Annotated in this window: 31 protein-coding genes; 30 read left to right on the forward strand and 1 reads right to left on the reverse strand. The window is 57.8% G+C overall.

Annotated elements, in window-relative coordinates; translation table 11 throughout:
- The first annotated feature begins 1 nt into the window (after position 1).
- The 14 genes from KVG88_RS19090 (at position 2) to KVG88_RS19155 (ending at position 9,347) form a co-directional block, all read left to right on the forward strand.
- Positions 2 to 280, forward strand: a complete 279-nt coding sequence (locus KVG88_RS19090) for a hypothetical protein (RefSeq protein WP_217872408.1) — start codon at positions 2 to 4, stop codon at positions 278 to 280.
- Positions 277 to 690, forward strand: a complete 414-nt coding sequence (locus KVG88_RS19095; RefSeq protein WP_217872409.1) for a gp16 family protein — start codon at positions 277 to 279, stop codon at positions 688 to 690. Before KVG88_RS19090 ends, KVG88_RS19095 begins: the two co-directional genes overlap by 4 nt.
- Positions 687 to 1,124: a Mor transcription activator family protein gene (locus tag KVG88_RS19100; RefSeq protein WP_217872410.1), complete on the forward strand. Its 438-nt coding sequence runs from the start codon at positions 687 to 689 to the stop codon at positions 1,122 to 1,124. The genes KVG88_RS19095 and KVG88_RS19100 overlap by 4 nt, the downstream gene beginning before the upstream one ends.
- The gene (locus tag KVG88_RS19105) at positions 1,124 to 1,594 is read left to right on the forward strand and encodes a hypothetical protein (RefSeq protein ID WP_217872411.1); all 471 of its coding nucleotides are present in this window, start codon (positions 1,124 to 1,126) and stop codon (positions 1,592 to 1,594) included. The genes KVG88_RS19100 and KVG88_RS19105 overlap by 1 nt, the downstream gene beginning before the upstream one ends.
- Positions 1,595 to 2,103: 509 nt before the next feature.
- Positions 2,104 to 2,355, forward strand: a complete 252-nt coding sequence (locus KVG88_RS19110; protein WP_217872412.1) for a putative holin — start codon at positions 2,104 to 2,106, stop codon at positions 2,353 to 2,355.
- 56 nt (positions 2,356 to 2,411) lie between these two features.
- A complete protein-coding gene (locus KVG88_RS19115) occupies positions 2,412 to 2,990 on the forward strand; it encodes a transglycosylase SLT domain-containing protein (protein ID WP_437179953.1) in 579 nt (192 codons plus the stop codon).
- Complete coding sequence (locus KVG88_RS19120) at positions 2,987 to 3,631, forward strand: DNA-packaging protein (RefSeq protein WP_217872414.1); 645 nt, start codon at positions 2,987 to 2,989, stop codon at positions 3,629 to 3,631. The genes KVG88_RS19115 and KVG88_RS19120 overlap by 4 nt, the downstream gene beginning before the upstream one ends.
- 115 nt (positions 3,632 to 3,746) lie before the next feature.
- Entirely contained in the window at positions 3,747 to 3,839 is a 93-nt protein-coding gene (locus KVG88_RS31275; protein ID WP_225934077.1) for a TraR/DksA C4-type zinc finger protein, read from the forward strand.
- Positions 3,836 to 4,153: a hypothetical protein gene (locus tag KVG88_RS19130; RefSeq protein WP_217872416.1), complete on the forward strand. Its 318-nt coding sequence runs from the start codon at positions 3,836 to 3,838 to the stop codon at positions 4,151 to 4,153. Before KVG88_RS31275 ends, KVG88_RS19130 begins: the two co-directional genes overlap by 4 nt.
- The gene (locus KVG88_RS19135) at positions 4,143 to 4,454 is read left to right on the forward strand and encodes a hypothetical protein (RefSeq protein ID WP_217872417.1); all 312 of its coding nucleotides are present in this window, start codon (positions 4,143 to 4,145) and stop codon (positions 4,452 to 4,454) included. Before KVG88_RS19130 ends, KVG88_RS19135 begins: the two co-directional genes overlap by 11 nt.
- 3 nt (positions 4,455 to 4,457) lie before the next feature.
- Positions 4,458 to 4,970, forward strand: coding sequence for a DUF3486 family protein (locus tag KVG88_RS19140; RefSeq protein ID WP_217872418.1), 513 nt, complete (start codon positions 4,458 to 4,460; stop codon positions 4,968 to 4,970).
- Positions 4,970 to 6,523, forward strand: a complete 1,554-nt coding sequence (locus KVG88_RS19145) for a hypothetical protein (RefSeq protein WP_217872419.1) — start codon at positions 4,970 to 4,972, stop codon at positions 6,521 to 6,523. The genes KVG88_RS19140 and KVG88_RS19145 overlap by 1 nt, the downstream gene beginning before the upstream one ends.
- On the forward strand, positions 6,523 to 8,079 hold the full coding sequence (locus KVG88_RS19150; RefSeq protein WP_217872420.1) for a DUF935 domain-containing protein: 1,557 nt from the start codon (positions 6,523 to 6,525) through the stop codon (positions 8,077 to 8,079). Before KVG88_RS19145 ends, KVG88_RS19150 begins: the two co-directional genes overlap by 1 nt.
- Positions 8,079 to 9,347, forward strand: a complete 1,269-nt coding sequence (locus KVG88_RS19155) for a PBECR2 nuclease fold domain-containing protein (RefSeq protein WP_217872421.1) — start codon at positions 8,079 to 8,081, stop codon at positions 9,345 to 9,347. Before KVG88_RS19150 ends, KVG88_RS19155 begins: the two co-directional genes overlap by 1 nt.
- A gap of 124 nt (positions 9,348 to 9,471) precedes the next feature.
- Here the strand turns inward: KVG88_RS19155 and KVG88_RS19160 are convergent, their stop codons facing one another.
- Positions 9,472 to 9,711 (reverse strand): hypothetical protein, encoded by a 240-nt coding sequence (locus KVG88_RS19160; protein ID WP_217872422.1) that lies wholly within the window; start codon positions 9,709 to 9,711, stop codon positions 9,472 to 9,474.
- Between the two features lie 44 nt (positions 9,712 to 9,755).
- On the opposite strand from KVG88_RS19160, the gene KVG88_RS19165 reads away from it, so the two are divergent.
- The 16 genes from KVG88_RS19165 (at position 9,756) to KVG88_RS19240 (ending at position 22,710) form a co-directional block, all read left to right on the forward strand.
- Positions 9,756 to 10,319, forward strand: a complete 564-nt coding sequence (locus tag KVG88_RS19165) for a phage virion morphogenesis protein (protein WP_217872423.1) — start codon at positions 9,756 to 9,758, stop codon at positions 10,317 to 10,319.
- Positions 10,320 to 10,570: 251 nt separating this feature from the next.
- Complete coding sequence (locus KVG88_RS19170) at positions 10,571 to 11,545, forward strand: phage protease (protein ID WP_217872424.1); 975 nt, start codon at positions 10,571 to 10,573, stop codon at positions 11,543 to 11,545.
- 29 nt (positions 11,546 to 11,574) lie between these two features.
- Positions 11,575 to 12,468 carry a Mu-like prophage major head subunit gpT family protein gene (locus KVG88_RS19175; protein WP_217872425.1) on the forward strand — a complete coding sequence of 298 codons (894 nt, stop codon included), beginning with the start codon at positions 11,575 to 11,577 and terminating at the stop codon, positions 12,466 to 12,468.
- A gap of 10 nt (positions 12,469 to 12,478) precedes the next feature.
- On the forward strand, positions 12,479 to 13,018 hold the full coding sequence (locus KVG88_RS19180; RefSeq protein WP_217872426.1) for an HI1506-related protein: 540 nt from the start codon (positions 12,479 to 12,481) through the stop codon (positions 13,016 to 13,018).
- Positions 13,015 to 13,506, forward strand: coding sequence for a phage protein Gp36 family protein (locus tag KVG88_RS19185; RefSeq protein ID WP_217872427.1), 492 nt, complete (start codon positions 13,015 to 13,017; stop codon positions 13,504 to 13,506). The genes KVG88_RS19180 and KVG88_RS19185 overlap by 4 nt, the downstream gene beginning before the upstream one ends.
- Entirely contained in the window at positions 13,506 to 14,072 is a 567-nt protein-coding gene (locus KVG88_RS19190) for a phage protein Gp37 (protein ID WP_217872428.1), read from the forward strand. Before KVG88_RS19185 ends, KVG88_RS19190 begins: the two co-directional genes overlap by 1 nt.
- Positions 14,072 to 14,263, forward strand: a complete 192-nt coding sequence (locus KVG88_RS19195; protein WP_217872429.1) for a hypothetical protein — start codon at positions 14,072 to 14,074, stop codon at positions 14,261 to 14,263. Before KVG88_RS19190 ends, KVG88_RS19195 begins: the two co-directional genes overlap by 1 nt.
- The gene (locus KVG88_RS19200) at positions 14,260 to 15,360 is read left to right on the forward strand and encodes a phage tail sheath subtilisin-like domain-containing protein (protein WP_217872430.1); all 1,101 of its coding nucleotides are present in this window, start codon (positions 14,260 to 14,262) and stop codon (positions 15,358 to 15,360) included. The genes KVG88_RS19195 and KVG88_RS19200 overlap by 4 nt, the downstream gene beginning before the upstream one ends.
- Positions 15,361 to 15,373: 13 nt before the next feature.
- Positions 15,374 to 15,745, forward strand: coding sequence for a phage tail protein (locus KVG88_RS19205; RefSeq protein ID WP_217872431.1), 372 nt, complete (start codon positions 15,374 to 15,376; stop codon positions 15,743 to 15,745).
- 4 nt (positions 15,746 to 15,749) lie between these two features.
- On the forward strand, positions 15,750 to 16,103 hold the full coding sequence (locus tag KVG88_RS19210) for a hypothetical protein (RefSeq protein ID WP_217872432.1): 354 nt from the start codon (positions 15,750 to 15,752) through the stop codon (positions 16,101 to 16,103).
- A gap of 210 nt (positions 16,104 to 16,313) precedes the next feature.
- Positions 16,314 to 18,542: a phage tail tape measure protein gene (locus tag KVG88_RS19215; RefSeq protein ID WP_217872433.1), complete on the forward strand. Its 2,229-nt coding sequence runs from the start codon at positions 16,314 to 16,316 to the stop codon at positions 18,540 to 18,542.
- Positions 18,539 to 19,864 (forward strand): DNA circularization protein, encoded by a 1,326-nt coding sequence (locus KVG88_RS19220; protein ID WP_217872434.1) that lies wholly within the window; start codon positions 18,539 to 18,541, stop codon positions 19,862 to 19,864. The genes KVG88_RS19215 and KVG88_RS19220 overlap by 4 nt, the downstream gene beginning before the upstream one ends.
- Positions 19,854 to 20,975 (forward strand): phage baseplate assembly protein, encoded by a 1,122-nt coding sequence (locus KVG88_RS19225; protein ID WP_217872502.1) that lies wholly within the window; start codon positions 19,854 to 19,856, stop codon positions 20,973 to 20,975. The genes KVG88_RS19220 and KVG88_RS19225 overlap by 11 nt, the downstream gene beginning before the upstream one ends.
- On the forward strand, positions 20,975 to 21,535 hold the full coding sequence (locus tag KVG88_RS19230; RefSeq protein WP_217872435.1) for a phage baseplate assembly protein domain-containing protein: 561 nt from the start codon (positions 20,975 to 20,977) through the stop codon (positions 21,533 to 21,535). Before KVG88_RS19225 ends, KVG88_RS19230 begins: the two co-directional genes overlap by 1 nt.
- A 46-nt stretch (positions 21,536 to 21,581) precedes the next feature.
- The gene (locus KVG88_RS19235; protein WP_217872436.1) at positions 21,582 to 22,310 is read left to right on the forward strand and encodes a hypothetical protein; all 729 of its coding nucleotides are present in this window, start codon (positions 21,582 to 21,584) and stop codon (positions 22,308 to 22,310) included.
- Positions 22,311 to 22,359: 49 nt separating this feature from the next.
- Positions 22,360 to 22,710: a phage GP46 family protein gene (locus KVG88_RS19240; protein WP_217872437.1), complete on the forward strand. Its 351-nt coding sequence runs from the start codon at positions 22,360 to 22,362 to the stop codon at positions 22,708 to 22,710.

A 22,710-nucleotide genomic window follows, 5' to 3' on the forward strand; every position in this document is an offset into this window, starting at 1 on the left:
TATGACAGACGAAACACCCGCTGCACGCAAGACCCGCCTAGCCCGCGAACGTAAACAGGCCGAACGCAAACGCAATAGAGACAAACGCCAGGCCATGGGCGCCAACAAGTTGAAGATGGAAGTCTTCATTGGCACCACCCGTGCGCTGGAGCAGATCCGGCATGCGGGTGACTTCGATGAACGGGACCACGCGCTGACCATCGTGATACACCGAGTGGCAGACCTTTCCCGAAGCAACCCGGCGGCCTTTCGTAAACTGATCAAAGGGATATCCATATGAGCCGAAGAAACATGGATCTGAGCAAGATCCATATTGCAAAGAAGGACCTTGGCCTGGACGATGAAATCTATCGTTCACTGCTTTTCCGTGTCGCGGGTGTGCGCTCGGCCAAGGATCTGAACCCGCGCACGACGGGTAAAGTGCTGGCAGAATTTGAGCGGTTGGGTTGGAAGCCTTCAGCAGCCAAGCCCGGCCGAAAGAAGCCAGCCGCTGCACCAGATCGGGCAAAGCTGGTTGGCAAGATTGAGGCGTTTCTCGCCGAGGCAAAACGCTCCTGGGCGTATGCCGACGGCATGGCTATGCGCATGTTCAACGTCGAGCGCGTGGAGTGGTGTGATCCGGGTCAGCTGGTGAAACTAGTCTCAGCTTTGACCTATGACGCCAAACGCCACGGGAGGCCTGTGCGATGAGCGACGATCTGTTCCCAGGCGATATCGACAACCTAGACGCCAACAAGGTGCTGGCAAACATGCAAGACCCTACGGTGCTTTCCCGTTGGGAAGGCTCGTTGCGTGAGATGGTCGAGATTGCCGAATCGAAGCTGGTAGCTGAGATGGGGCCGGAGTCCACCGCCGCCGAGCTGGCCCGCCATGTGGTGTTCGCCATCTGTTCCGCCATGGGCGGTAGCGTGATCTACCTGCCAAGGGGAGACGCACTGAAGCGCGCCATGCGTGACGCCGCGATCTACCGCGATTGGATAGATAACGGTACTAAGATCCCTGTCCTGGTGCGTAAGTACGACCTTGCCAACCAGACGGTTTATGACATCATCCGCAGACAACGGGTTCTGCATCGTAGGAACGAGCCCGACCTATTTGGTTTTGACGAAGGGACTTTGCACTAATGAAAAGGAAAATTGTGGCGCTGGCTTTACTGCTAGGGATGAACTCAGGTGTTTACGCTCAGGAATACACAAACTCCTTTATCGCAAATGTCTTTGCAGAAAAAGACCAGGAGCGCGGCATCGCACTAACTGTCGAAAGAAAAGAACAGTTACTTGAGATGACTGAGCGTGCAACTCAGCTCTGCCATAACAATCTCTCACAGGGCCAAGAAGCAGAGAACATTGGGAACATGATCGTCATGGCGCGGAAAAAGCTGGACGCGGCCAATATTCCGATTACTCACTACGAGCTACTTGATGTGGTTTTCAGCTCTCTTGGTGACGGCAAGAAAGACTGGGATTGCGGATCTGTTCTGTCAATGTATCTGACACTTAGAATTCCAAGTGCCGGGGAAAGTGGCCTTACCCACATTGGTGCATACAAGACAATTCAATCTAGTCGGGACTCCGGCTTGCTGGGGCCGAGTTAATCCAGGATTCGTGAATACCTTTGTAGCCCCGCCACCGAGCGGGGTTTTTCTTAAACCCCGCTGATACTCACGCACCTCCTCGTACGCGCGAAGCTTGTACCGTTCCCTCAACGGCAGGTTCGCACCATGCGTTCAATACCCGCTTCCCCCAAAGTAACCCGCCCTCGGATGCCGCGTCAGTATGCGCAGCTCATTCTGTCTGCTGGGAGCGACGCCGCTCGTTCGGTGCTGTGGGACAAGGTGCCAGCCGACTGGCTGCTCCTGGTGCAGGCTCATGTAGCGCAGGGTGACGAACGCATTCGGCAGAAAGTTAGCCAGCGAGAGAAGTTACGCCCCCATGTAAGAACCGAAGCAACCCCCGCACTTGCCGACTATTGCGAGCCCGTTCGTGTGCTCGGCAATCCCGTCGTAGCAGCCCATCACTTGGCCGCACTTCGGGCGTCCATGAACTCACCGCGAGCCACTCAATGACCTTTCACTTCCCGAAGCGGCGCCCGCGTGCGCCACGTATGACCGACTGGACACTGATCACCATTGCACTGCTGGCCTGCCTGGCCATCGTCGCGCCGACTAAGCTGCCGGTCGTTCTCTATAAATGTGGCCTGGTCACGCTGGGTGGCGTGCTCGGCTACTGGATCGACCGCGCTCTGTTCCCTTATGCCCGTCCGAACATGGTGCGGCACTATGAACGCTCCTGGGCAGGTATTCGCCGCGCCCTGGTCGTCCTGGCCTGCGTCCTCGGCCTGACCTTGGGGCTCTGACGATGCGGCGAATCCTTCTATATATAGGTGCGGCATCGCTGGCCACTCTGGTTGGGATGGCAGCCTGCGTACCCGCGCATGCCGAGATCCCCGTCCAGGCCGAGCGCTATCGCCGCGACCTGACCCGCATCGCCCAGGCCGAATGGGGCCTTGATGCTCCGGTGGCAACATTTGCCGCACAGATCCACCAGGAAAGCCGCTGGCGTTTCGATGCGAAGTCGCCCGTTGGTGCGCAAGGCTTGGGCCAAGTAATGCCCACGACCGCCACCTGGCTCGCTGAGTTGTTCCCCAAGGCCCTCGGCAAAGTCGAACCGTACAACCCGGTTTGGTCTATGCAGGCTCTTGTCAGCTACGACCGCTGGCTGGCGACTCGCATCCAGGCGCGCAGCCCCTGCGAACAAGGGGCGTTGATCCTTTCTGCCTATAACGGCGGGCTGGGGTGGGTTATCCGTGACCGCAAGTTGGCATCGGCAAAGGGCGCCGATCCGCTGACCTGGTTCAACTCGGTCGAGCGTCACAACGCCGGGCGCTCGGCTTCCAACTTCAAAGAAAACCGCCAGTACCCGCAACTGATCCTGCGTCGCTGGGAGCCTTTGTACATCGCCGCCGACTGGGGCCAAGGGGTGTGCCAATGACCGGCTTGCTCGACTTACTCAAACCCGCAACCTGGTATGTGGCCGTCATTGCGGCGGTTGTACTCGGCCTGCATCTCAACTGGCAGGACGGCTACGAGCAAGGCTATGCCAAGGCTCAGGGTGAGGGAGAAACCTCCATCGCCAAGCTGCGCCTGAAGCATTCCCAGGAACAGCAAAACATCGCCGAAGCGACAGCCAAGGACGCCGCAACGGCGCTCGAAAATCTGCGCACCGAGCAAGATCGTGGTGATCAGCTCGCCACTCAGCTCGCCGATTCCAGGGCAAGGCTCCGTAAAACCACCGATCAACTCAATGGAGAGATCACCCGTGTCACAACCCTGTATCGCCGCACCCTTGAATCGCCGCCTGAGCCTCGGCCTGCTGGTGTGTTCACTGTTGGTTTTGTCCGCGTGTGGAACAACGCCAACGGAATCAACACCTCAATGCCTGCCCAGCAAACCCAGCAAGCCCCCAGCGGAGCTACTACGGCGCCCAACGGAGCCCGAGCCGCTGACAGCCTCGACTCGGGTGTTACCCAGTCCCTTGTCCTCGCCAACCAGATCCGCAATGGCGAGCTGCACAGTACCTGCCGGGTTCAGCTCAACCGCCTGATCGACTGGACACTTAATGGAAGTAACTGACTTTGCCAGCCACCTGGAGGCAATCCACAACGAAACCTCCTTGGCGGCACATTTGGCACAACGTGAAGTATTGACCGGCCCCTCGGCCGAGTTCTGCACAGGAGAGGATTGCGACATGCCAATCCCGGAACAACGCCGTGTGGCCATACCAGGTGTGCAACTTTGCGCGCAGTGCCAAACGCATCGCGAAAAACGGAGCCGCCGATGACGACGATTGAAATGCCTGCGTGGCAGTTGGTGGGCATCGCCGTAACCATTCTCGGCGCATTCGCCGGGTTGGTAAAAATGATGGTCATGCAGATGGAGCGCCGCCTGGATCAACGTTTCGCCATGGCGGATAAGGACAGCGAACGCCTGCGCACGCTGGAGATATCGTTTGAGCGGCTGCGGGGAGACATGCCTGTGCACTACGTGCGCCGGGAAGACTACGTGCGCGGCCAAACCGTGATCGAGGCCAAGCTTGATGCCTTGGCACTCAAGCTAGAAACCGTTCAATTGAAAGGACTGAAGCATGAACATTGACGCTGCCAAGGCGCGCCGGGAGTCCCTGCGCTGGTACATCATCAAAACTCTGGATACCTCCCGCCCTGTCGACCCACATGAAGTCGTTGTGTTGTCGACCATCCAGGGTATTTACCCCGACGCCACCACCATGGAACTGCGCCGAGAACTCGACTACCTGGCCGACCGTAGTCTGGTGACGCTGGATAAGAAGCCTAGCGGCGTGTGGATCTGTGGCCTGACCCACTACGGTGTGGACATTGCGGAGTACACCATCCCTTGTAATCCCGGCATTGCCCGGCCGGAAAAATACTGGAGCTAAGCCATGCCCCCGCGCAGCAAAGTCTCTAGTCTGCCCAAGGCGGTCAAAGCCTGGCTGGACAAAGCCCTGGCCGAAAACAACTTCAGCGAATATGAAAGCCTGGCCAGCGAATTGATGGCGCAGGGTTTTGCCATCAGCAAGTCCGCGCTACATCGCTACGGCCAGGACTTTGAGTCCAAACTCTCTGCACTAAAGGTCGCCAGCGAACAGGCCAAAGCGGTGGTCGAAGCGGCACCTGATGAGGAAGGGGCTGTCAACGAAGCTCTGATGCGTCTCGTCCAGGAGCACCTGTTCAAGTTGCTGATGAGTGACGGCAAAACCATGGATCTGCCCAAGGTTGCCAAGGCAGTCGCCGAACTGGGCAAAGCGTCCATTGCCCAGAAGAAATGGCAGGCCGAGTTCCGCGAGAAGGCCGAGGCAGCGGCTGCCCGCGTGGAGAAAATCGCCAAGAAAGGTGGCCTTAATCAGGAGACGGTCAACGAAATTCGCCGCGAAATCCTTGGGATGGCGGCCTAATGAGCCTTCCCCTAATCCTGGACAACACCGCCAGTACCGCAGCCCCGGCCGTCCTGCTCGATTACCAGAAAGAGTGGATCGGTATTCGTGCGCCGCTCAAGGTCGGCGAGAAGTCACGTCGTATTGGTTTGACCTGGGCGGAAGCGGCGGACAACGTTCTGGTCGCCGCCGCCGAAAAACCAGCCGGTGGCCAGACCGTGTACTACCTAGGCTACAACCAGGACATGACGGTCGAATACATCCAGGCCTGTGCCATGTGGTCGCGAGCGTTCAACTATGCGGCCGGGGAAATTGAGGAAGGCATCTGGCCGGACAGCGATCCCGACAAACACATCAAGACTTACACCATCGTGTTTCCCAGCGGACACCGCATCGTCGCACTCACCAGTCGGCCGTCCAACCTGCGTGGCCGTCAGGGCGTGGTCGTGATCGATGAGGCTGCATTCCACCAGGATCTGGCCGAGCTGCTGAAAGCCGCGCTGGCGCTGCTGATCTGGGGTGGTGAAGTCCATGTCATCAGCACCCACGACGGCACCGAAAACGCCTTCAATGAGTTGATCAACGATATCCGTGCGGGCAAACGTAAGGGCGAGCTGTTTCGTTGCGAGTTTCGCGATGCCGTGACCGATGGACTGTATCAGCGGGTCTGTCTGCGTAAAGGCATTGAATACAAGCCCAAGGAAGAGGCCGCTTGGGTCCAGGACGTCTATGACTTCTACGGCGACGCGGCCGACGAAGAGCTGGATTGTGTGCCGTCCCAGGGCGGCGGTGCATTCCTCAGCATGGCCCTGGTCGAGCAGCGCAGCAATCGCGAAGTACCTGTGCTGCGCCTGGCCTACCCGCAGGGTTACGAGATCTTGCCTGAACACTTGCGCCTGGCTGAGTCCCTGGAGTGGTGTGAAGAGCACTTGCTGCCGCTGCTCAGGGCCATTCCGCTGGATGTCCAGAGTTTCTACGGCATGGACTTTGGCCGCTCCGGCGACCTTTCGGTCTTCTGGCCGTTGCTCAAAGAACAAAACCTGCGCAAACGCACGCCCTTTGTGGTCGAGCTGCGTAACGTGCCGTTCAAGCAACAGCTCCAGATTAAGTTTTACATCATTCGTCGCCTACCCAACTTCCTCAAAGGTGCAGACGACGCCAGGGGCAACGGCTCGCAAATGTCCGAGGACACTGCCATCGAGTTCGGCTTCAACCGTATTGAAAGGGTGATGCTCACCGAGGGCTGGTATCGCGACAACATGCCGCCGTTTAAAGCCGCTTTGGAAGATGACACCTTCTACGACATCCCGGCCGACAAGGACGTGGTGAGCGACGTGCGCGCCTTTCGGATGGTCAAGGGCGTAGCCCGTATCCCGGAAAAACGCACCAACGAAAAGGGCGAGAAGTCCGGACCTAAGCGTCACGGCGACGCTGGTATCGCGGCCGTACTGGCGGACTATGCGTCCCGCCAGGATGTCGAGATCTTTGAATATCACCGAGTCCAGCCAGCCACCGAGCATGATCGTGAGATCAAACTGGGTGGCGGGTGGCGCTCCACGAAAGGCATTTGGTAATGGCTGATTCCCGCATCGTCGACCAGTACGGTCGCCCGATCCAGTACGACAAACTCACCGAAGAGTTGGCTGCAGCCCGCACTACCGGCATTCGCCAAGTTTGGCACCAGTCGGTGGCCAGCGGCCTGACACCTCAACGGTTGGCGAGTATTCTGCGCGCCGCCGCCGAAGGATCGGCCAATGACTACCTGACCCTTGCCGAGGAAATGGAAGAGCGCGACCTTCATTACGCCTCGGTGTTGGGCACCCGCAAGCTGGCAGTGGCAGGGTTGTCCGTTCGGGTCGAGGCAGCCAGCGACGATCCAGAGGACGTGCGCCGGGCCGATCAGCTCAAGGAGTTGGTTGATTCTCCCGAGTTTGGCGAGCTGCAAGCTGACCTGACGGATGCCATGGGCAAGGGCTATGCCGTCTCAGAAATCATGTGGGACCGTAGCGGCAAGACCTGGAATCCGGAGCGTTTCGAGCCCCGTGATCAACGCTTCTTCCAGTTCGACCGTGACGCCGGCCGGGAACTGCGCCTGCTCGATGAGGCTGATCCGGTCAATGGCGTTGCCTTGGCACCATACAAATTCATTGTGCATCTGCCTCGCATCCGTTCTGGCCTGCCGATCCGGGGTGGTCTGGCCCGTTTAGCAGCCGTGGGCTATATGTGTAAAGCCTGGACCTGGAAGGACTGGATGGGTTTTGCTGACATCTTCGGTATGCCGATGCGTGTTGGTCGGTATGGCGCAGGTGCCAGCAAGGAAGACATCAGCACCCTGATGTCGGCGGTGGCCAACCTCGGCAGCGATGCCGCAGCGGTGATTCCGGACAGCATGCGCATTGACTTTACCCAGGCCGCCAACGTCAGTGGCGCGGGTGACTTCTTCAAGGGCTTGGCCGAATGGTGGGATAAGCAGGTCAGCAAGGCGGTGGTCGGCCAGACCATGTCCACTGACGATGGCTCTAGCCAAGCCCAGGCTACGATCCATAACGAGGTCCGATTGGATCTGCTGCAAGCTGATGCCAAGGCCGAATCCAACACGTTGAATCGCTGGTTTGTGCGCCCCTGGTGCGATCTGAACTTTGCACCAGGTCGTCCATACCCCCGCCTAATCATCGACGTACCGCAGCCAGAAGACACCAAGTTATTGATCACGGCCCTGGAAAAGCTTGTGCCTTTAGGTTTGAAGGTCGAGCAATCCGTCATCAGGGACAAACTCAACTTGCCATCTCCGGCCGAGGGAGCAGATCTGCTCGGCGCTCCAGCACCCGATTTGACGCGACCTTTGGCGCAGGCTCTCAACAAGGAGCAGGCGCCAACGAAAGTACCCGCCGTGCGTGACATCGTGGATAACCAGGTGCGAACGCTGGAGACCGGTGCGGCAGTGCCAATTGATGACATGGTTGAGGAAATCAAGGCCTTGCTCGACCAGGTGAGCAGCTTGGAAGAGTTTCGGGATCGATTGATTGAAGTCTATCCGGCGATGACAACCAGCCAATTGAATGATGCGATTGCTGACGGCCTGACGGCTGCCAGTCTGGCGGGGCGTGATGACATCTTGAGGGGCTTGTAATGGCAGTCTCCCATGGCTCCCTGCCATTCAAGGAACAGATCGATTACTTCAAGGGCAAGGTAAACCTCCCGACCCGCGCCTGGACCGATATCTACAACGCCGAACATGACTATGCCTTTGTTGTGGCTGGTGCGGTCAAGCGTGACCTGCTGGCCGATCTGCGCGGCGCCGTCGAAAAATCCATTGCCACCGGAACCACCCTTGAGCAATTCCGCAAGGACTTCGATCAGGTCGTGGGCAAGCACGGCTGGCAGTACCGTGGCGAACGTGGCTGGCGAACAAACGTCATCTGGGAAACCAACCTGCGCCAGTCTTACAACGCTGGTCGTGAACAGCAGATGGCCGACCCAGAACTGCGCAAGCGCCGCCCCTATGGGTTGTATCGCCATGGCGACAGCGCCCACCCGAGACCTATGCATCTGTCCTGGAACGGCACCACCCTGCCGCTTGATGACGCATGGTGGTCGACACACACACCACAAAACGGCTGGGGCTGTAAGTGCAAAAAGTTCATGCTGTCGGCCAGAGATGTTGAGCGCCAAGGTCTAAAGATCGGTCCAGCGCCGGAAATTGAATGGGAAGATCGGGTCATTGGCAAGAATAGCCCCGAAGGCCCGCGCACTGTCCGTGTCCCAAAAGGCATCGATCCGGGCTTTGAATACGCACCCGGTCGCTCGCGCTTATCTGATGCTGTCCCGCCTATGCGTGCGCATGATCCGCTGCCCGAGCTGGCGAGCAAGCCCGTCAGCGCGCACGGCGCGGGTCTGCCTAATCGCCGCCCTGGTGATCTTTTACCAGCGCCTCGGTCAGTGCCTGCCAGTCAGCTACTGCCGTCCGGTCTGACTGACGATGCCTATGTAGATCGTTTCCTTAGCGAGTTCGGTGCCAAACAAAACGCACCCGCACTGTTCAAGGACGTGATCGGGGATGCAGTAGTGATCGGCCGGGATATGTTCACCGTAAAACGCACCGGCCAGCTCAAGGTGCAGAAGCGTGGGCGCGAGCAAACGTTGCTCCTAGTTGCCCAGGCATTGCGTGAGCCTGATGAGGTCTGGGTGCATCTGGAATGGATGTATGCCCAACAGAAGGCCGTCGTGCGACGGCGCTACCTTGCTCGCTTTGAAGTTGAAGGAAAGGCCGCGCCAGCACTGGCGGTGTTTGAGGTCGGTGATGACGGGTGGGATGGCGTAACGGGGTTTGTCGCTGACAGCGAAGACTACCTGGACGATTTGCGTCTGGGTGTGCGGTTGTACCGTCGACACCAATAAAAAACCCCGACGCTGTCACGCCGGGGTCGCCCCGGATGTAGGCATGGAGGCCCTGACAGGGGCTGCTCATCCGATGGGATGGATCATAGTATGGCGTTCAATTGGTCATGACAACGATCACAGGTTAACTAATTGTGGAAGTTATCTTGGCTTGAACCGTGTGATATCCCTGACGCTCAATATCAGCGATGGCTTCATCAGAACTCAACGCTACTCGAGCCTCTCCAGGCTTCAGATCCAGCTCCTTCATTTTATAGTTCGAACCAAGCATATCGACTACCTCTCGTGGCACGGACGACAGATCAGCGCTAGCTGGGATGATCACTGAAAACAGGCTTTGGTTCATATAAGACACGACTTTCACAAGCTTTCTCTCCATAGACGAATGAGTAACATCAGGAGCATCGCATGGCTGGCGCAATGCTGGAAGTAACCCTTGATCAGAGTCAGTTGGGCAAGGTTCTGGATAACCTGGCCGAACGGCTGGGCAACCTCACAACCCCGCTCAATGACATTGCGGAGTACTTGCACCAATCAACCGATGATCGCTTTCGCCAGCAGGTTGCTCCGGACGGATCGCCTTGGGCTCCACTTTCACCGTCAACCCTGGCCCGCAAGAAAGGTAACAAGATCCTGCGTGACAAGGGCACGCTCCAAGACACCCTGCGCCACAGCGTCAGCAACAATGAACTGGCCTTTGGAACTGACCGACCCTACGGTGCCATCCACCAGTTCGGCGGTAAGGTCGAACACGCAGCCAGGTCACAACAGGTCTACTTCCGCCAAGGTAAAGATGGATCGGTGGGCAATCGATTTGTGAAGAAGAGCAAATCTAACTTTTCGCAATGGGTGACACGTGGCGCTCATGACTCCGAAATCAAGGCAAGGCCTTATTTGGGACTGTCGTCAGAGGACAATATAGAGATACTGGCGATCATCCAGGACTACCTTCTGGAGTCGGTATCGGAGTGACGGCGCAAAATCCCGCAGGCACGTTGATCGTGTCTTTCGGGTACATCCGCCGCTTATGGAGTGGTTAAACAGCGTTAGACCTGCGTTAGATTCTGCGGTAGCGGTATTTACTACGCCAGCGCGAGACCGCTTTCCCCCATTCTTTATGTATAGAATGGGTTCCCGATGTATCCCCGCCCAGCTTCACACCCGCGAAAACCTTAAACCCCGCTGATACTCACTCATTCCGTCTGGCCGCACAGACTGGCGGCATGAAAACTCAACTCGCCGTTAACTCAGAAATCTACAGCTCCGTCGAGCTTTCCGATGGAAAGGCTCCCGACTGGGTTGAACTTATCCCTGCTGGTCCAACCGTCACCGGCCGCGACGGCCGTTCCTGGTTGTTCGACGACATGGCCGCCGAGCTGGTGAAGACCAATTTCATCACCCGAGCTATTGATCTGCCCATCGACTGGGAGCACGCCACACAGCGGCGCGCTTCCGTTGGCCAGGAAGCCCCAGCGGGTGCTTGGATCAAGCAGTTCGAAGTCCGCAATGGCGCTTTGTGGGGACATGTTGAATGGACGCCACGCGGCACGGCTCAGGTCGAAGCCCGTGAGTATCGCTTCCTGTCCCCGGTGTTCGACTACGACCTCGACAACCGACGCATCGTGCGCATGGTCAGCGCCGCGCTGACCAACATCCCCAATTTCCTCATGACCGCCCTCAACCAAGAAGCCCCGGAGATCACACCAGTGAAGCTTTCACCTGCGTTTTTGGCACTGCTCGGCCTGCCCGACACCGCCACTGAAGAACAGGCCATGTCGGCCGCAACTCAACTCAAAACTACCGCTCAGGCTGCTAACACCGAGCAACCAAACCTCGCGCAGTTCGTCCCGCGTGCGGACTACGACGCCCTGGTCGGCCGTGCCACCAACGCCGAGCAAGCATTGGCCAGTCAGAAAAAGGCTGAGCACGACAAGGAAGTCGATGCGGCAATTACTTCGGCCACTCAGGCCGGAAAGATCACCCCGTCCACCGTCGAGTATCACCGTGCCATGTGTCAGGACGAAGCCGGTCTGACTCGCTTCAAGGCATTCGTCGGTGCGGCACCAGTCGTTGCTGACCCCAGCGGACTGAGCGAGCGCAAGCCAGACAACGTTGCCACCGCGCTCAATTCGGAAGAGCAACAGGTTGCCAAGCTGCTGGGTATGAGCGAAGCGGAATTCATCAAGGGCAAGGTGTAACTCCCCCCTCTATATAAAGGAAGCGATTCATGATCATTACTACGGGTGCCTTGACCGCGCTGTTCACAGCCTTCAAGGCCGAGTTTCAAAATGCGCAGGCCGCGACTCCAACCGACTGGCAGCGTATCGCAACGTTGGTGCCGTCGTCGTCCGCCAGTAACACCTACGGCTGGCTGGGCCAGTTCCCCACCTTCCGCGAGTGGATTGGCGACCGTGTACTCAAAAACATGGCAGCGCACAGCTACTCCATCACCAACAAGAAATTCGAATCGTCGGTCGGCGTGCCCCGCGACTCCATCGAAGACGACGAGATCGGCGTCTATAAACCGCTGTTCGCTGAAATGGGGCGAGCCTCCAGCGCCCATCCTGACGAACTGGTCTTCGGCCTGCTGAAAGCCGGACTGACGACTTTGTGCTACGACGGCCAGAACTTCTTCGACATTGACCATCCGGTCTACCCGCAAACCGATGGCACCGGCACAGCAGTCTCTGTCAGCAACTACCAGGACGGCACTGGTCCTGCCTGGTATCTGCTCGATGTAAGTCGAGCTGTCAAACCGCTGATTTTCCAGAAGCGGCGCGAGTATGCGTTGAAAGCGATGACCAGCCTCGACGACGAAAACGTCTTCATGCGTGACGAATACCGTTACGGCGTCGACGCTCGGACCAACGTAGGCTTTGGTTTCTGGCAGTTCGCGTACTGCTCGAAAGCCCCTCTGACCGCTGAAAACTATGGCCTCGCCCGTGCAGCCATGAAGAACTTCCGTGCGGATGGTGGCCGACCGCTCGGCGTCAATCCGGGTCTGTTGGTTGTTCCGTCTCAACTGGAAGGTGCTGCCCGCAAGATCCTGGTCAAGGACGCCGACAACGGCAACGAATGGGCAGGCACGGCCGAAGTACTGTCGCCAAGCTGGCTGGGATAAAGGGGGCGCCATGGCTATCGTGATCACCTCAAAACGCGACGGCTTCCGCCGTTGCGGTATCGCTCACACCAGCAAGGCGGTCCGCTACCCGGATGATTATTTCTCGGAAGCGCAGTTGCGGGCTCTGGTAAAGGAGCCTCAGTTGACCCTCGCTTATGAGGAGGACGAACTCGACCAGGTACAGGACAGCAGCGATGAAAGCCTCCAGGAAGTCGATCCATCGAAAGCGCCCGACACCGCACAAAACGCCCAGTCGCAGGCGCCTGAAGCAAACGCTACAACTCTGGGTGATGCAGTGGTTCTGCCCATCACCCCGCTCGTGGGCAACAGTGAGCCAGGATCTGACGGTTCGGGACTTGCTCCAGGCGCATCGGTGATCGCGCCGGACAAAGAGCAACTGAAAGAGGACGGCATTGATTTCGATGACGCTCTCTGGGAAGAGGCCCACCAGGAAGAGCTGGCACGTGAAGCGGCCAAAGCACAGGACGCAAAACCTCCCGCGAAACCCGGTAAACCCAAAGCCACTAAGGTCGAGGGCGAAGGTAAATGAACCTCTCACTGCCGTCCGCCAGCCAGCTCCTGGTGCGCTTCGGCGCACGTGATATCACCCAGGTTGCTGTGCCTGATGACAAGCGTCCTATCGAGCCCGAACTGTTGGTGGCCGCTGCATCTGGCGAGCCACTTGACGGCTGGGAGAGTGAGGATATTGCAGTCGTCGTCGTGACATTGGCCCGGATCGCCGACGCCGTGACTCGGGCGCGCAGTGAGGTTTCGTTCTACCTACGTTTTCGCCCAGCCGGAGAAGATGCCCCGGATTGGGTGACCGATGACCTCGCGGAAATCGCTCGTTATCACCTGTATGACGATGCTGGTAAGGAAGAGTCGACCGTGCGGGTGCTTTACAAGGACGTGATCAAACGCCTGGAAACCCTGGCCAATGAGGACAAGGAACGCGGTGCGGCCGAGGCTGGCCGGTCGGGCATGCAGCTCACCAGTCAGCCACGGCTGATGTCACGCAATACCTTGAGGTCGCTCTGATGTTGGGCGAACTGGAGGATCTGATTGAGGCGCGCCTGAAGGAGCTGGTCGCCAAGATCCCGCGTCTGGCCGTGGAAAGCTACGGCGGTGAATTGAGCGACCCGGACATGGTGTCCGAGTTGATCAAACGCTGTCCGGCGATTCTGGTGATGGTGCCAAAGGTGACGTTCCAGCGCCGCAGTCAGGGCCGTTACACCGTGCCGATCACGTTCCGCCTGGTCATTGCCACACGTCATCCCCGTGGTGAGCGGGAAACCCGACGCGGTAGCGGCCCCAAGGACATCGGCAGTTACGACCTGTGGGAAGCCTGCATGCACCAACTGGTGGACTGGCAGCCCTGGGTGGATAGAGCGTCGGTCCGGCCGACGGAGCTTTCCAACCTGGTCAACGGCAAGTTGGCGAGTGACCACCTGTCAGTCCTCGGGCAGTCATTCGTCATCGAGCTGGACTGGCAAAAGCCGGAGCTGGATCTACCTGATTTGCTCGGCATCGACATGCAGTACCACAGCCCATCGGACAACCCCGAGCCGGTGGCCAACGACAACATCGAATTGAGGGACATGTAATGCACGTTATCGCCGCACCTGGTCATCGGGTGCCCACGGAAGAAAATCCGTACCAGTACATCGAAGGGACCGAGGCCGTCGACGTGCCAGCTACCTCCTACTACCGGCGCCGTGTGGCGACGGGTGAACTGCTGGCCGCGAAGAAGCCACGCGGCAGTGCCAAACAACCCGCACAGGAATCCGCTGAATGAGCATTCCCTTTGACACCATCCCGGCGTCGATTCGCAAACCGGGCGTTTACATGGAGTTCAACACCAGCTTGGCGGTACGGACACTGCCGACCAATAAGCAGAGCGTGTGCCTGATTGTGCCTCTGGGCGAAGGTGCGACGGTTGCGGCCAACGTACCAACACCGTTTTACAGTGCGGCAGAAGCCAAAGCCTTGTTCGGCGGAACCGTGGCCGAAGAAATGGCTGACGCGTTTATCACGGCCTATCGATATGCCTCGCTCTCGGCCGTGGGCGTGGTGGTCGAAGGCGAAACCGAACCCGACATCGAGGACGCGCTGGACTCCACGGCAATGGGCGGTTTCACCATTCTGGTGCCTGCCTGGTTTAGCCAGATTGCGCTCACTGCACTGCGTACGCACATTCAGACCTACACCAGTTCGATGGAGCAACAAGGCATCATCGGTGTGGCCGCGCTAACCAGCACGTTGTCCGCCGCGACCACTTTGGCCACTTCGTTGAACTCGGGCGCAATCAGCCTGGCAGTGCTGCCTGGTACTGCCTCGACTGCGCGCCAGGTCGCCGCCGCTTATGCCGCGATGATCGCCTCGGAAGAAGATCCTGCGCGACCGTTGAATACCTTGGTGCTGACCGGCATCAAGGTTCCATCCGTCACGCAGCGCCTTGGTCGAACCGAGCAGGAAACTGCCCTGGCCAATGGCGTCACTCCGCTGGAAGTCGCAGCCGGTGATGTCATCCAGATCGTCCGTGCTGTGACCACCTACACCAAGTCAGCGGCCGGTGCCACGGACGTGTCGTTGCTCGACCTGACCACCATCCGGACCCTGTACTACGTGCGCATGGCCTGCCGTGACCGCATCCGCCTGCGGTTCCCACGCTCCAAGCTTTCCAAGAAAACCCCGGAAGCCGTGCGTGGCGAACTGATGGACGTATTGCTCAAGCTGGAAGAGCTGGAGATTGTCGAGGAGGTCGAGGCCAATGCAGCCGGACTGGTGGTCGAGCGTTCGCTCCAGGACGTCAACCGCCTCGACGCAACCATTCCCACCGATGTGGTCAACGGCCTGCATGTGTTCGCCGGTCGCATCGACCTGCTCTTGTAAGAGGTGATTTTAGATGGCTGATAACTACGTAGGGCAGATCGTCCTGGAGATCAACGGCACCGACTATGAGGTATCGAGCGTCGAGCCGAGCCTCAAGACCGGGCGCAAAGTGGTCAAGACGATGAACCGCACTGGTCGACCGTCGGGTACGGCGAAGGGCATTGAAGAGCACGAGCTGAAAATCTCGGTGCCCATTCCGAAAACGGGTGAGCCGGATTGGCGCGCACTGATGGACGCAAAGTTGACCATTTACCCGCAGGACGGTGGCAGCAAGCGCCAGACCTGGACGGGTTGCTCCCTGATGGAGATGGGCAGCAAGTACCAGGTAGAAGGTGAAGCCACCCGCGACCTGACCATCGCCGCCCTCAACTACTACACGGAGTAACACGATGACCGAGCAATCAAGCAAGCGCTGGGAAGGCTTGAGCATCACCCGCGAACTCCAAATGGGTGTCTATTACTCCGGCCTCCGCCACAAGACCTTTACCTTGCGCGTTCCAGTTGCGGGCGATCTGGTGGCCGCGCAGGAACTGCATCCCGGTGCTCCGTTTCAGTTGATCACCCTGGAAGTGTATCGCCGCCAGTTGTTGTCCCTGGGCGAGATCCCGCCCGAGGCTATAACCACTGAATTACTCCTGGGCGAGCTGACCGAAACCGACCTTGCCATCATTGCCGACGCCGATGCTGAACTGGAAAAAAAGCTCGCGCCGCCGAGCGCGGCAACGCCGACTGGCGACGAATAGAGCATGCCTTTGTCCGCCACGGCTATCGACTAGAAGAGCTGCGACGGATGACCAGGGCCGAGATCGATGCACGTATTGATCTGATTGTCGGCAAGGTCAAGGGTGTGCGCTACGTCAGTCAGCGTCAGCGCAAGGCTCTGCCAAAAACCAGATGACAGGCCCGCCAACGGGCCTTTCCTGTCCCTGTAAGACCATAACCGGGAGCACTTCATGTCCGATCTGCGCGTCGCGCTTCGTTTTCAGGCCCATGCAGGCAACAGTCGGCGCGAGATTGAGCAGATCAACCGCGACCTACGCAAGGCTGGGAAAGAAGGCGCCAAATCCCTCGCTGATGAAAGCTGGAAGGCGTCGTCGGCCATCACCAAAGTCGGCCAAGTCGGGGCCAACAGCTACAAAGTCATCCGCAGTGCCATGCGCGAAACCGCCCAGGCTGGTTCCGGCACGCGCATTGAGGTCAGTAAGACGTCTGCCGAACTCAAGGAGATGGCCACCGCCGCTCGCAAAGCAGCACGGGATGCCAAAACCGAGCTGATTAGTACCGACCGCCAGGGTGTGCAGCCGCTTCGTCAGAGCGTAGATCGCACGGAGACGTCCTTTCGGCGCCTGGCACAGAACGGTGGCCGTAACCTTCGCGCTTTGAAAACCATTGCCATGGGCGTGCGCCAGGAGTTCGACCGGATAAAGGGTCTAGGCGGCAGTATGCAAGGGCAACTGGCCGGATTGGGCGTTGGGGTTGGTGTCGCATCCGGTTTGACCGGAAGCGCACGTCTAGACCGCCAGCTGATTCGTACTCAGCAAACTGCTGGCATGTCTGGCGAGCAGCGAGAGGAATGGCGTGGTGAACAATGGCGGCTGGCGAAGACCTATGGCATTGAACGGGAACAGGTTCAAACGGGGTTCGACACGTTAATTGCAAGTGGTCTTTCTTACGAAAAAGCCAAAGCAAGTTCCGAAGCCATTGCTCAAGCTACTGCGGTTACAGGAGCAGATTCCGGGATTCTAGCGAAAGCTCTGGTAACTGGTTCGAGTGCTTTTGATATTGACCTTTCTAAGCCCAGTGCCGCTGTAGATATACTGCAAAAAATGATTGTGGCTGGCCGCTTGGGCAATGCTGAGCTTGAGAACTTATCAAGCATTTTCCCTAAAGTCGGGCAAGATGCGAAGTCGGCGGGTATGTCCATGGCTCAGTCTCTATCGTTTGTAGAAACTTTGTCGCTGATTGAGTTAGAGCCTGACCGTTTGGGTACGCTGGCGCAATCTACTTTACGTGCATTCAACAATGGCACTTACCGAAAAAGCGTTACGGAAAACACTGGCGTTGAGTTTTTCAACAAGGATAAGTCTGTAAGGAATACGCAGGATGTATTCCTTGATCTACAGCGCAAATACAAATCTCTTGAGAATGACAAAGATCGTGCCCGTTTCATGGATGTAGTGTTCGGCAAAATGGATCAAGATACGCAAAAGGGAGTTAAAGCGTTCTTAACGGGTGACAGGCTAGAAAAGTTTGCTGAAAGCTCTGGGGATATTAATAACGCAAAGGGAGTTATTGAGAAGGATCTGGCCGACAACCTTAATAGTTCCACAGCTGTCGGCTCTCGTATGAAGGCTGCCCTGGGCGAAGCTATCGACCGCATGGCAACGCCATTGAACAAGGGTTTTGCCGACATGGGCAGTTACCTGCTCGATGACTTGAATCTTTCCGGTGAGCAGATGCTGGCTGGTGGTGCAGCTCTGGGTGTCGGTGGTTATTACGCAGGGCGTGGTGCCAAAACTGGCGCTGGGGCACTACTCGACAAATTCATGGGTGGCCCTGAAACTCTGAAAAACATCGCCGTGGGCAAAGTACTGGAAGAAGCGACGGGTGTTACATCAGTGTTCGTCACCAACTGGCCGGGCGCGGGTATTAACCTCGGCGGTCCTGGTCTAACTGACCTTCCTGGCGCATCGTCTGAAAAAGGCAAGCCTGGTGGTCTTATCGCGCCTTGGTTGGCTCCTGTCGCCCTCGCTGCAAGTGCGGCTCAGATCAGTGGTTCAACAGGTCAAAACACTGATGAGGATCGCTTGGCCATGGTGGCTCGCAACAAGCTGATTAACGATGAGCAACGCACTTATCAGTCGGCGTTCTACCGCAATCGAATCGCCTTAGCGGGCCAGAACCCGGACCAGCCCCAAAACTGGCTGTCGTCGCAAGCCCAGCGTTTGGCGCACCAACAGACCGGCCTGACTTCATCGGGGTTGCCGATCGATGGCGCCAATCAATGGGCGGCGGGTATTGCCAATCGCGCCGCCAACGCAGGTGTAGAAACCCCCGCGGCAATGGCTCGCCTACAGCGGTTGCTTGATCAGCCCCTGGTCATCGAACTGCGCATGGATTCAAACATGATCCAGGCTGAGGTCGAACGCCGTACTGACATCCAGATGAGGCGTGGTCGATGAGTTGGGCTGAAACGTTACTGGACGCCTCCTTTCGTGGCGTCCCACTCCAGGTGCTCGACGAAAGCCTACAGTGGCAGCGGGCACTATCCGAACACGGCACGCCCTTTAAGGACGGCGACAGCGTGGTCGATTTGGGCCGGGGCGCTCGACGCTTCCCCATGCAGATCATCATCTACGGCGTTAACTACGAGATCGAACTACAGAACCTTCTGTCAGCGCTCGGTCAGCGTGGCCCCGGCGAACTGATCCATCCGATCTATGGCAGCCTGAGCGTCGTCTCGCAGAACGTCGAGGTGAAGCATGTCGCCGACAGCCCTGACGCGGCCCAGGTCAGTCTGTTGTTCGTAGAAGACACACCCGACCTGCCATTTTTCGACCGGCAGTTTGAGTTCGTCGATATCGGCGTCCTGGAACAGGAGGATGAATACCGCTGGCAGGACGGCATCTTTGATCTGTTCGGCCGCATCGACTCCCTGGTCAGCGAGATTCAGTCGTGGATCGGTGGGGGCTGGGTGGGCCTAATTGAAAAGGCCCTGGGCCTGCCGGGAATTTTCCTTCGCGTGCAGCAGCTGCGTTCACAGATCCTCGGCGTGGTGTCCGGTGTCGTCTCCATGGCCCAGAATCCTTCGGCGGCATACGATCCACTGGTCGACCTATTCCGCACGCCGACGCAGATCCGAAGTTCCATTCAGGACAGCACACCCAGTTCGTCAACGGCGCTTCTGTCTCGATCCGGTGTCCCGGCAACCATGCCGGGCGGCGACGGCTTGACCACTGAACCGGTGCGGGCAGCCAATGCCTTTTTGATCAGCGCCCGCCAAGGAGTTGCGCCTGATGCCAGTCTACTGCCCGACCGCATGCCCGACGATCCAGTCGAGGCCAGTGGGTTTGCCTTGGTTGTCCTGGTGATCACCGAGCTTGCCGTCGCCCATTCGCAGGCGGTTGCCATCGTGATCGAGGACGAAAGCAAAAAGCCGACGCTGAGTCCCATTGAACTGGAAGGATTGGTCAACCTGGTGCGCTCGCTTTTGCAGTCCGCCATTCTGCTCCAACGCCGACTCTACGACGTGGAGACATCCCGTCCAGTGATTGAGGCCCTGCGCAACACCGCTGCACTGATCCAGGCCCGTGCCCGCCAGGTCATTTTGCAAAGCCCACCAATGATCGAACGCGAAGTTGAATCACCCGCCAGCCTGCGTCTGTTGGCCCACCGATGGTACGGCGACCATTCCCGAGCCCTCGAACTGACCCGGCTGAATCCCGGCCTTAAAGCACCCCACAACATCCCGGCCGGAGAGATATTGCGTGCTTATGCCGAATGACCCTATTCCATCTATCCGGCTATCCATCGGCGGCCTGGCTCATGACACCTGGGACGGCTGGTCGGTTGAATCGGACCTGTTGACCCCGGCCGACGCCTTTGAACTTGAGCTGCACACAAAGAATGCCATCCGCTTGCCGGATGTGGTCAAAGAGGGCGCGCCTTGTTCGTTAACGCTCGACGGTGACCGCGTGTTGACGGGCCAGATCGATGAGTTTGAACATGATGTATCGCGTCAGGGTATCTCCATGCGCATCAATGGCCGAGATCGAGCGGCGCCTCTGGTCGACTGCTCAGCTCCGTTCGTGTCCATGCGTGAGGCGTCACTGGCGCAGATTCTCGACCAGGTGGTGAAACCGTTGGGGGCATACCAGGTAGAGATCCGTGCCGACCAGGCTAAGACCCGGCGCCGCATTCAGATCGAGCCGGGACAAACCGCCTGGGAAGCGTTGCTCCAGGTCGCCGAGGCCAACGGGTTATGGCCATGGATAGAGCCGGACGGCCGTTTGATCATCGGCGGGCCAGACTATACGGCGGCACCAGTGGGAGCCCTGGTGATGCGAGAAGATGGAGTGGGCAACAACGTGCAACGCCTGAGCGTGCGCCGCTCCATTGCGAACCGTTACAGCCAGATCACTGTACTTGGCCAGCATGGGCAGTACGATAATGATGGCCTCGACACCAAGCGTTCCCACCTTCGGTCAATCATTCAGGACGATACATTGGCCCGCCGTGGGATCTTTCGGCCAAAGGTGATCATTGATAGTGCCAGCGAGAACCAGGACATGGCCACCACCCGTGCCCGCAAGTTGCTGGCCGACAGCCGCTTGGAAGGTTTCGAGATCCGGGCCATCGTCAAAGGTCATCGAGCTGATAATGGTCAAGTCTGGAATCCGGGACAACGGGTTATCGTCCGTAGCGAACCCCATGATCTGGATGCCACCTATTTCCTGATGTCCCGCACCTTGCGCCTATCCCGTGGCGAGGGAGCCATCACTGAACTGCGCTTGCGCGAAGACCGGATGTGGGTGCTGGACGCCAAACAACAGAAGAAGCACAAGGGCAAGTCAAATCCCGATGCTGCTTTCATTGAAATGATAAAGGCTCTCTGATGAATAACATGGCGCGCCTGGTGCGCGATCAAGTTGCGAGGGTGATGCGTGGGTTTCGCCTGCCGTTTCGCGCAGTGTCGGCACGCAACATCCATGGGAAACTGATCGGTGTGCAGATGGAAGGTCTGTCTGGCGAGTCAGTATCGGGAGAGCTGTTCCAGCACTATGGATTCAGCTCCGCACCACAGCCCGGCGCCGAGTACCTGGTTGTTGCAGTTGGCGGTAAGAGCAGCCACTCCGTTGTGGTCGCCAGCGAGGATGGCCGCTATCGACTCAAACTTCGGGACGGCGAAGTGTCGCTCTACACGGATGAAGGTGACTACGTGCATATGAAGCGCGGTCGAGTGATTGAGGTTGTGACGGATGACCTTGTGTTCAAGGTCAAAAACAAGGTGCGTTTTGAAACGCCCTTGGTTGAAATGTCCGGCGATCAACACACCGAAGGCAGCATCAAGGCTGATGGCGAAATTGCAGACCACACACGAGCAATGAAAAAAGACAGGGATATCTATAACTCCCACGATCATGGGGGAGGTGCAAAACCCTCTCCATTGCAGTAGTTTCTGCTGTTAATACCAACAGAATACGCCCATCAATAGGTACAGCATGGCAGCTACAGTTTATGCACTTGTCCGCTTTTTTAAGACGGAATCTCATCGCGAGGATTTTCTGCGTGGTGATCTGTATATGCAGCGCCTGAAGTATTTTAAGCAGTACGAAGAGTCGGACAAATGCAATATCGGGGATAGGCACGAAGGGCTTTCGGGCTGGCTACAGCCCGATGATATTGTCAAGCTAACAATTGAAAATAACGAAACCGGAGAGATCATTCATTTGGACGGGCTCGCTGGGCCTCTACGATTCGGCTATAACCATCATGCTGAATACCATGTCTATTGCATGTCAGCTATGTACGCCTACGACGATTCTGATGTTGATAATCTTGACGCGCTGAGATCTGAGGTAATGCTCGATGTCAGTAAAGGCGACCTTGGAGACTACTGCTCTGTTGTTTTCGGAATGAATCAGTTTTTCTCCCGTTTGAATGAGACACTTAACGGTTTGGAGGGGGTTCGTGTGGGGCATGGCATTGTCGAGTACTACGACCCAGACTCATTCAGTGGCACCTTTAACGGGGATGAAGCGGTTTTTAGAAAGTCCAACTACTTCAGCCATCAAAAAGAATTTCGCATTTTTGCCTGGGATGGAACCGAGGGTGAAAATCCTCGAAGGCTCAACATAGGCGATCTTTCCGATATCGTCTTCAACTGCCATAAAACCGAGCTCAACACCCTTGTCTCCTTGGATTATTCGGCTCCCAGCGAGAAACCTTAAACCGAGCTGAAATACACTCCCCCCGCACAACCCTGCACCATGCACCCCCATGGACGCAGGCATAAACCCAACTACAGGCGACTTGACGGGCCAGCGTATCAATACGCTGGCAAACGCCGTCTACATCCGCCTTATGACCCCCCTCGCCACTTGGTGGAAAGATCCCACCTTGGGTTCCCGCCTGCACGAACTTCGACGTGAAAAAGACCGCCCTCGGGTGGGCATCCTTGCTCAGCAATACGCAAAGCAGGCACTCAAGCCTCTGCTCGATGACGGTCGCGCCAAGAAGATCACCATCTCCGCTGACCAGCCCCATAACGGCTGGCTCACGCTACAAATTGAAATTGTTGACGCCACCGGCAATCCGCAGGTGTTTCGCCAACCTTTAAGGGTGATTTGA

The organism is Pseudomonas azerbaijanoccidentalis, from assembly GCF_019145495.1.
Lineage (GTDB): Bacteria > Pseudomonadota > Gammaproteobacteria > Pseudomonadales > Pseudomonadaceae > Aquipseudomonas > Aquipseudomonas azerbaijanoccidentalis.

What these genes read in the sequence shown, in the direction of transcription:
- KVG88_RS19090 (WP_217872408.1), top strand. Translation starts at nt 2, where the DNA reads ATGACAGACGAAACACCCGCTGCACGCAAGACCCGCCTAGCCCGCGAA.
- KVG88_RS19095 (WP_217872409.1), top strand. Translation starts at nt 277, where the DNA reads ATGAGCCGAAGAAACATGGATCTGAGCAAGATCCATATTGCAAAGAAG.
- KVG88_RS19100 (WP_217872410.1), top strand. Translation starts at nt 687, where the DNA reads ATGAGCGACGATCTGTTCCCAGGCGATATCGACAACCTAGACGCCAAC.
- KVG88_RS19105 (WP_217872411.1), top strand. Translation starts at nt 1,124, where the DNA reads ATGAAAAGGAAAATTGTGGCGCTGGCTTTACTGCTAGGGATGAACTCA.
- KVG88_RS19110 (WP_217872412.1), top strand. Translation starts at nt 2,104, where the DNA reads ATGACCGACTGGACACTGATCACCATTGCACTGCTGGCCTGCCTGGCC.
- KVG88_RS19115 (WP_437179953.1), top strand. Translation starts at nt 2,412, where the DNA reads ATGGCAGCCTGCGTACCCGCGCATGCCGAGATCCCCGTCCAGGCCGAG.
- KVG88_RS19120 (WP_217872414.1), top strand. Translation starts at nt 2,987, where the DNA reads ATGACCGGCTTGCTCGACTTACTCAAACCCGCAACCTGGTATGTGGCC.
- KVG88_RS31275 (WP_225934077.1), top strand. Translation starts at nt 3,747, where the DNA reads ATGCCAATCCCGGAACAACGCCGTGTGGCCATACCAGGTGTGCAACTT.
- KVG88_RS19130 (WP_217872416.1), top strand. Translation starts at nt 3,836, where the DNA reads ATGACGACGATTGAAATGCCTGCGTGGCAGTTGGTGGGCATCGCCGTA.
- KVG88_RS19135 (WP_217872417.1), top strand. Translation starts at nt 4,143, where the DNA reads ATGAACATTGACGCTGCCAAGGCGCGCCGGGAGTCCCTGCGCTGGTAC.
- KVG88_RS19140 (WP_217872418.1), top strand. Translation starts at nt 4,458, where the DNA reads ATGCCCCCGCGCAGCAAAGTCTCTAGTCTGCCCAAGGCGGTCAAAGCC.
- KVG88_RS19145 (WP_217872419.1), top strand. Translation starts at nt 4,970, where the DNA reads ATGAGCCTTCCCCTAATCCTGGACAACACCGCCAGTACCGCAGCCCCG.
- KVG88_RS19150 (WP_217872420.1), top strand. Translation starts at nt 6,523, where the DNA reads ATGGCTGATTCCCGCATCGTCGACCAGTACGGTCGCCCGATCCAGTAC.
- KVG88_RS19155 (WP_217872421.1), top strand. Translation starts at nt 8,079, where the DNA reads ATGGCAGTCTCCCATGGCTCCCTGCCATTCAAGGAACAGATCGATTAC.
- KVG88_RS19165 (WP_217872423.1), top strand. Translation starts at nt 9,756, where the DNA reads ATGGCTGGCGCAATGCTGGAAGTAACCCTTGATCAGAGTCAGTTGGGC.
- KVG88_RS19170 (WP_217872424.1), top strand. Translation starts at nt 10,571, where the DNA reads ATGAAAACTCAACTCGCCGTTAACTCAGAAATCTACAGCTCCGTCGAG.
- KVG88_RS19175 (WP_217872425.1), top strand. Translation starts at nt 11,575, where the DNA reads ATGATCATTACTACGGGTGCCTTGACCGCGCTGTTCACAGCCTTCAAG.
- KVG88_RS19180 (WP_217872426.1), top strand. Translation starts at nt 12,479, where the DNA reads ATGGCTATCGTGATCACCTCAAAACGCGACGGCTTCCGCCGTTGCGGT.
- KVG88_RS19185 (WP_217872427.1), top strand. Translation starts at nt 13,015, where the DNA reads ATGAACCTCTCACTGCCGTCCGCCAGCCAGCTCCTGGTGCGCTTCGGC.
- KVG88_RS19190 (WP_217872428.1), top strand. Translation starts at nt 13,506, where the DNA reads ATGTTGGGCGAACTGGAGGATCTGATTGAGGCGCGCCTGAAGGAGCTG.
- KVG88_RS19195 (WP_217872429.1), top strand. Translation starts at nt 14,072, where the DNA reads ATGCACGTTATCGCCGCACCTGGTCATCGGGTGCCCACGGAAGAAAAT.
- KVG88_RS19200 (WP_217872430.1), top strand. Translation starts at nt 14,260, where the DNA reads ATGAGCATTCCCTTTGACACCATCCCGGCGTCGATTCGCAAACCGGGC.
- KVG88_RS19205 (WP_217872431.1), top strand. Translation starts at nt 15,374, where the DNA reads ATGGCTGATAACTACGTAGGGCAGATCGTCCTGGAGATCAACGGCACC.
- KVG88_RS19210 (WP_217872432.1), top strand. Translation starts at nt 15,750, where the DNA reads ATGACCGAGCAATCAAGCAAGCGCTGGGAAGGCTTGAGCATCACCCGC.
- KVG88_RS19215 (WP_217872433.1), top strand. Translation starts at nt 16,314, where the DNA reads ATGTCCGATCTGCGCGTCGCGCTTCGTTTTCAGGCCCATGCAGGCAAC.
- KVG88_RS19220 (WP_217872434.1), top strand. Translation starts at nt 18,539, where the DNA reads ATGAGTTGGGCTGAAACGTTACTGGACGCCTCCTTTCGTGGCGTCCCA.
- KVG88_RS19225 (WP_217872502.1), top strand. Translation starts at nt 19,854, where the DNA reads ATGCCGAATGACCCTATTCCATCTATCCGGCTATCCATCGGCGGCCTG.
- KVG88_RS19230 (WP_217872435.1), top strand. Translation starts at nt 20,975, where the DNA reads ATGAATAACATGGCGCGCCTGGTGCGCGATCAAGTTGCGAGGGTGATG.
- KVG88_RS19235 (WP_217872436.1), top strand. Translation starts at nt 21,582, where the DNA reads ATGGCAGCTACAGTTTATGCACTTGTCCGCTTTTTTAAGACGGAATCT.
- KVG88_RS19240 (WP_217872437.1), top strand. Translation starts at nt 22,360, where the DNA reads ATGGACGCAGGCATAAACCCAACTACAGGCGACTTGACGGGCCAGCGT.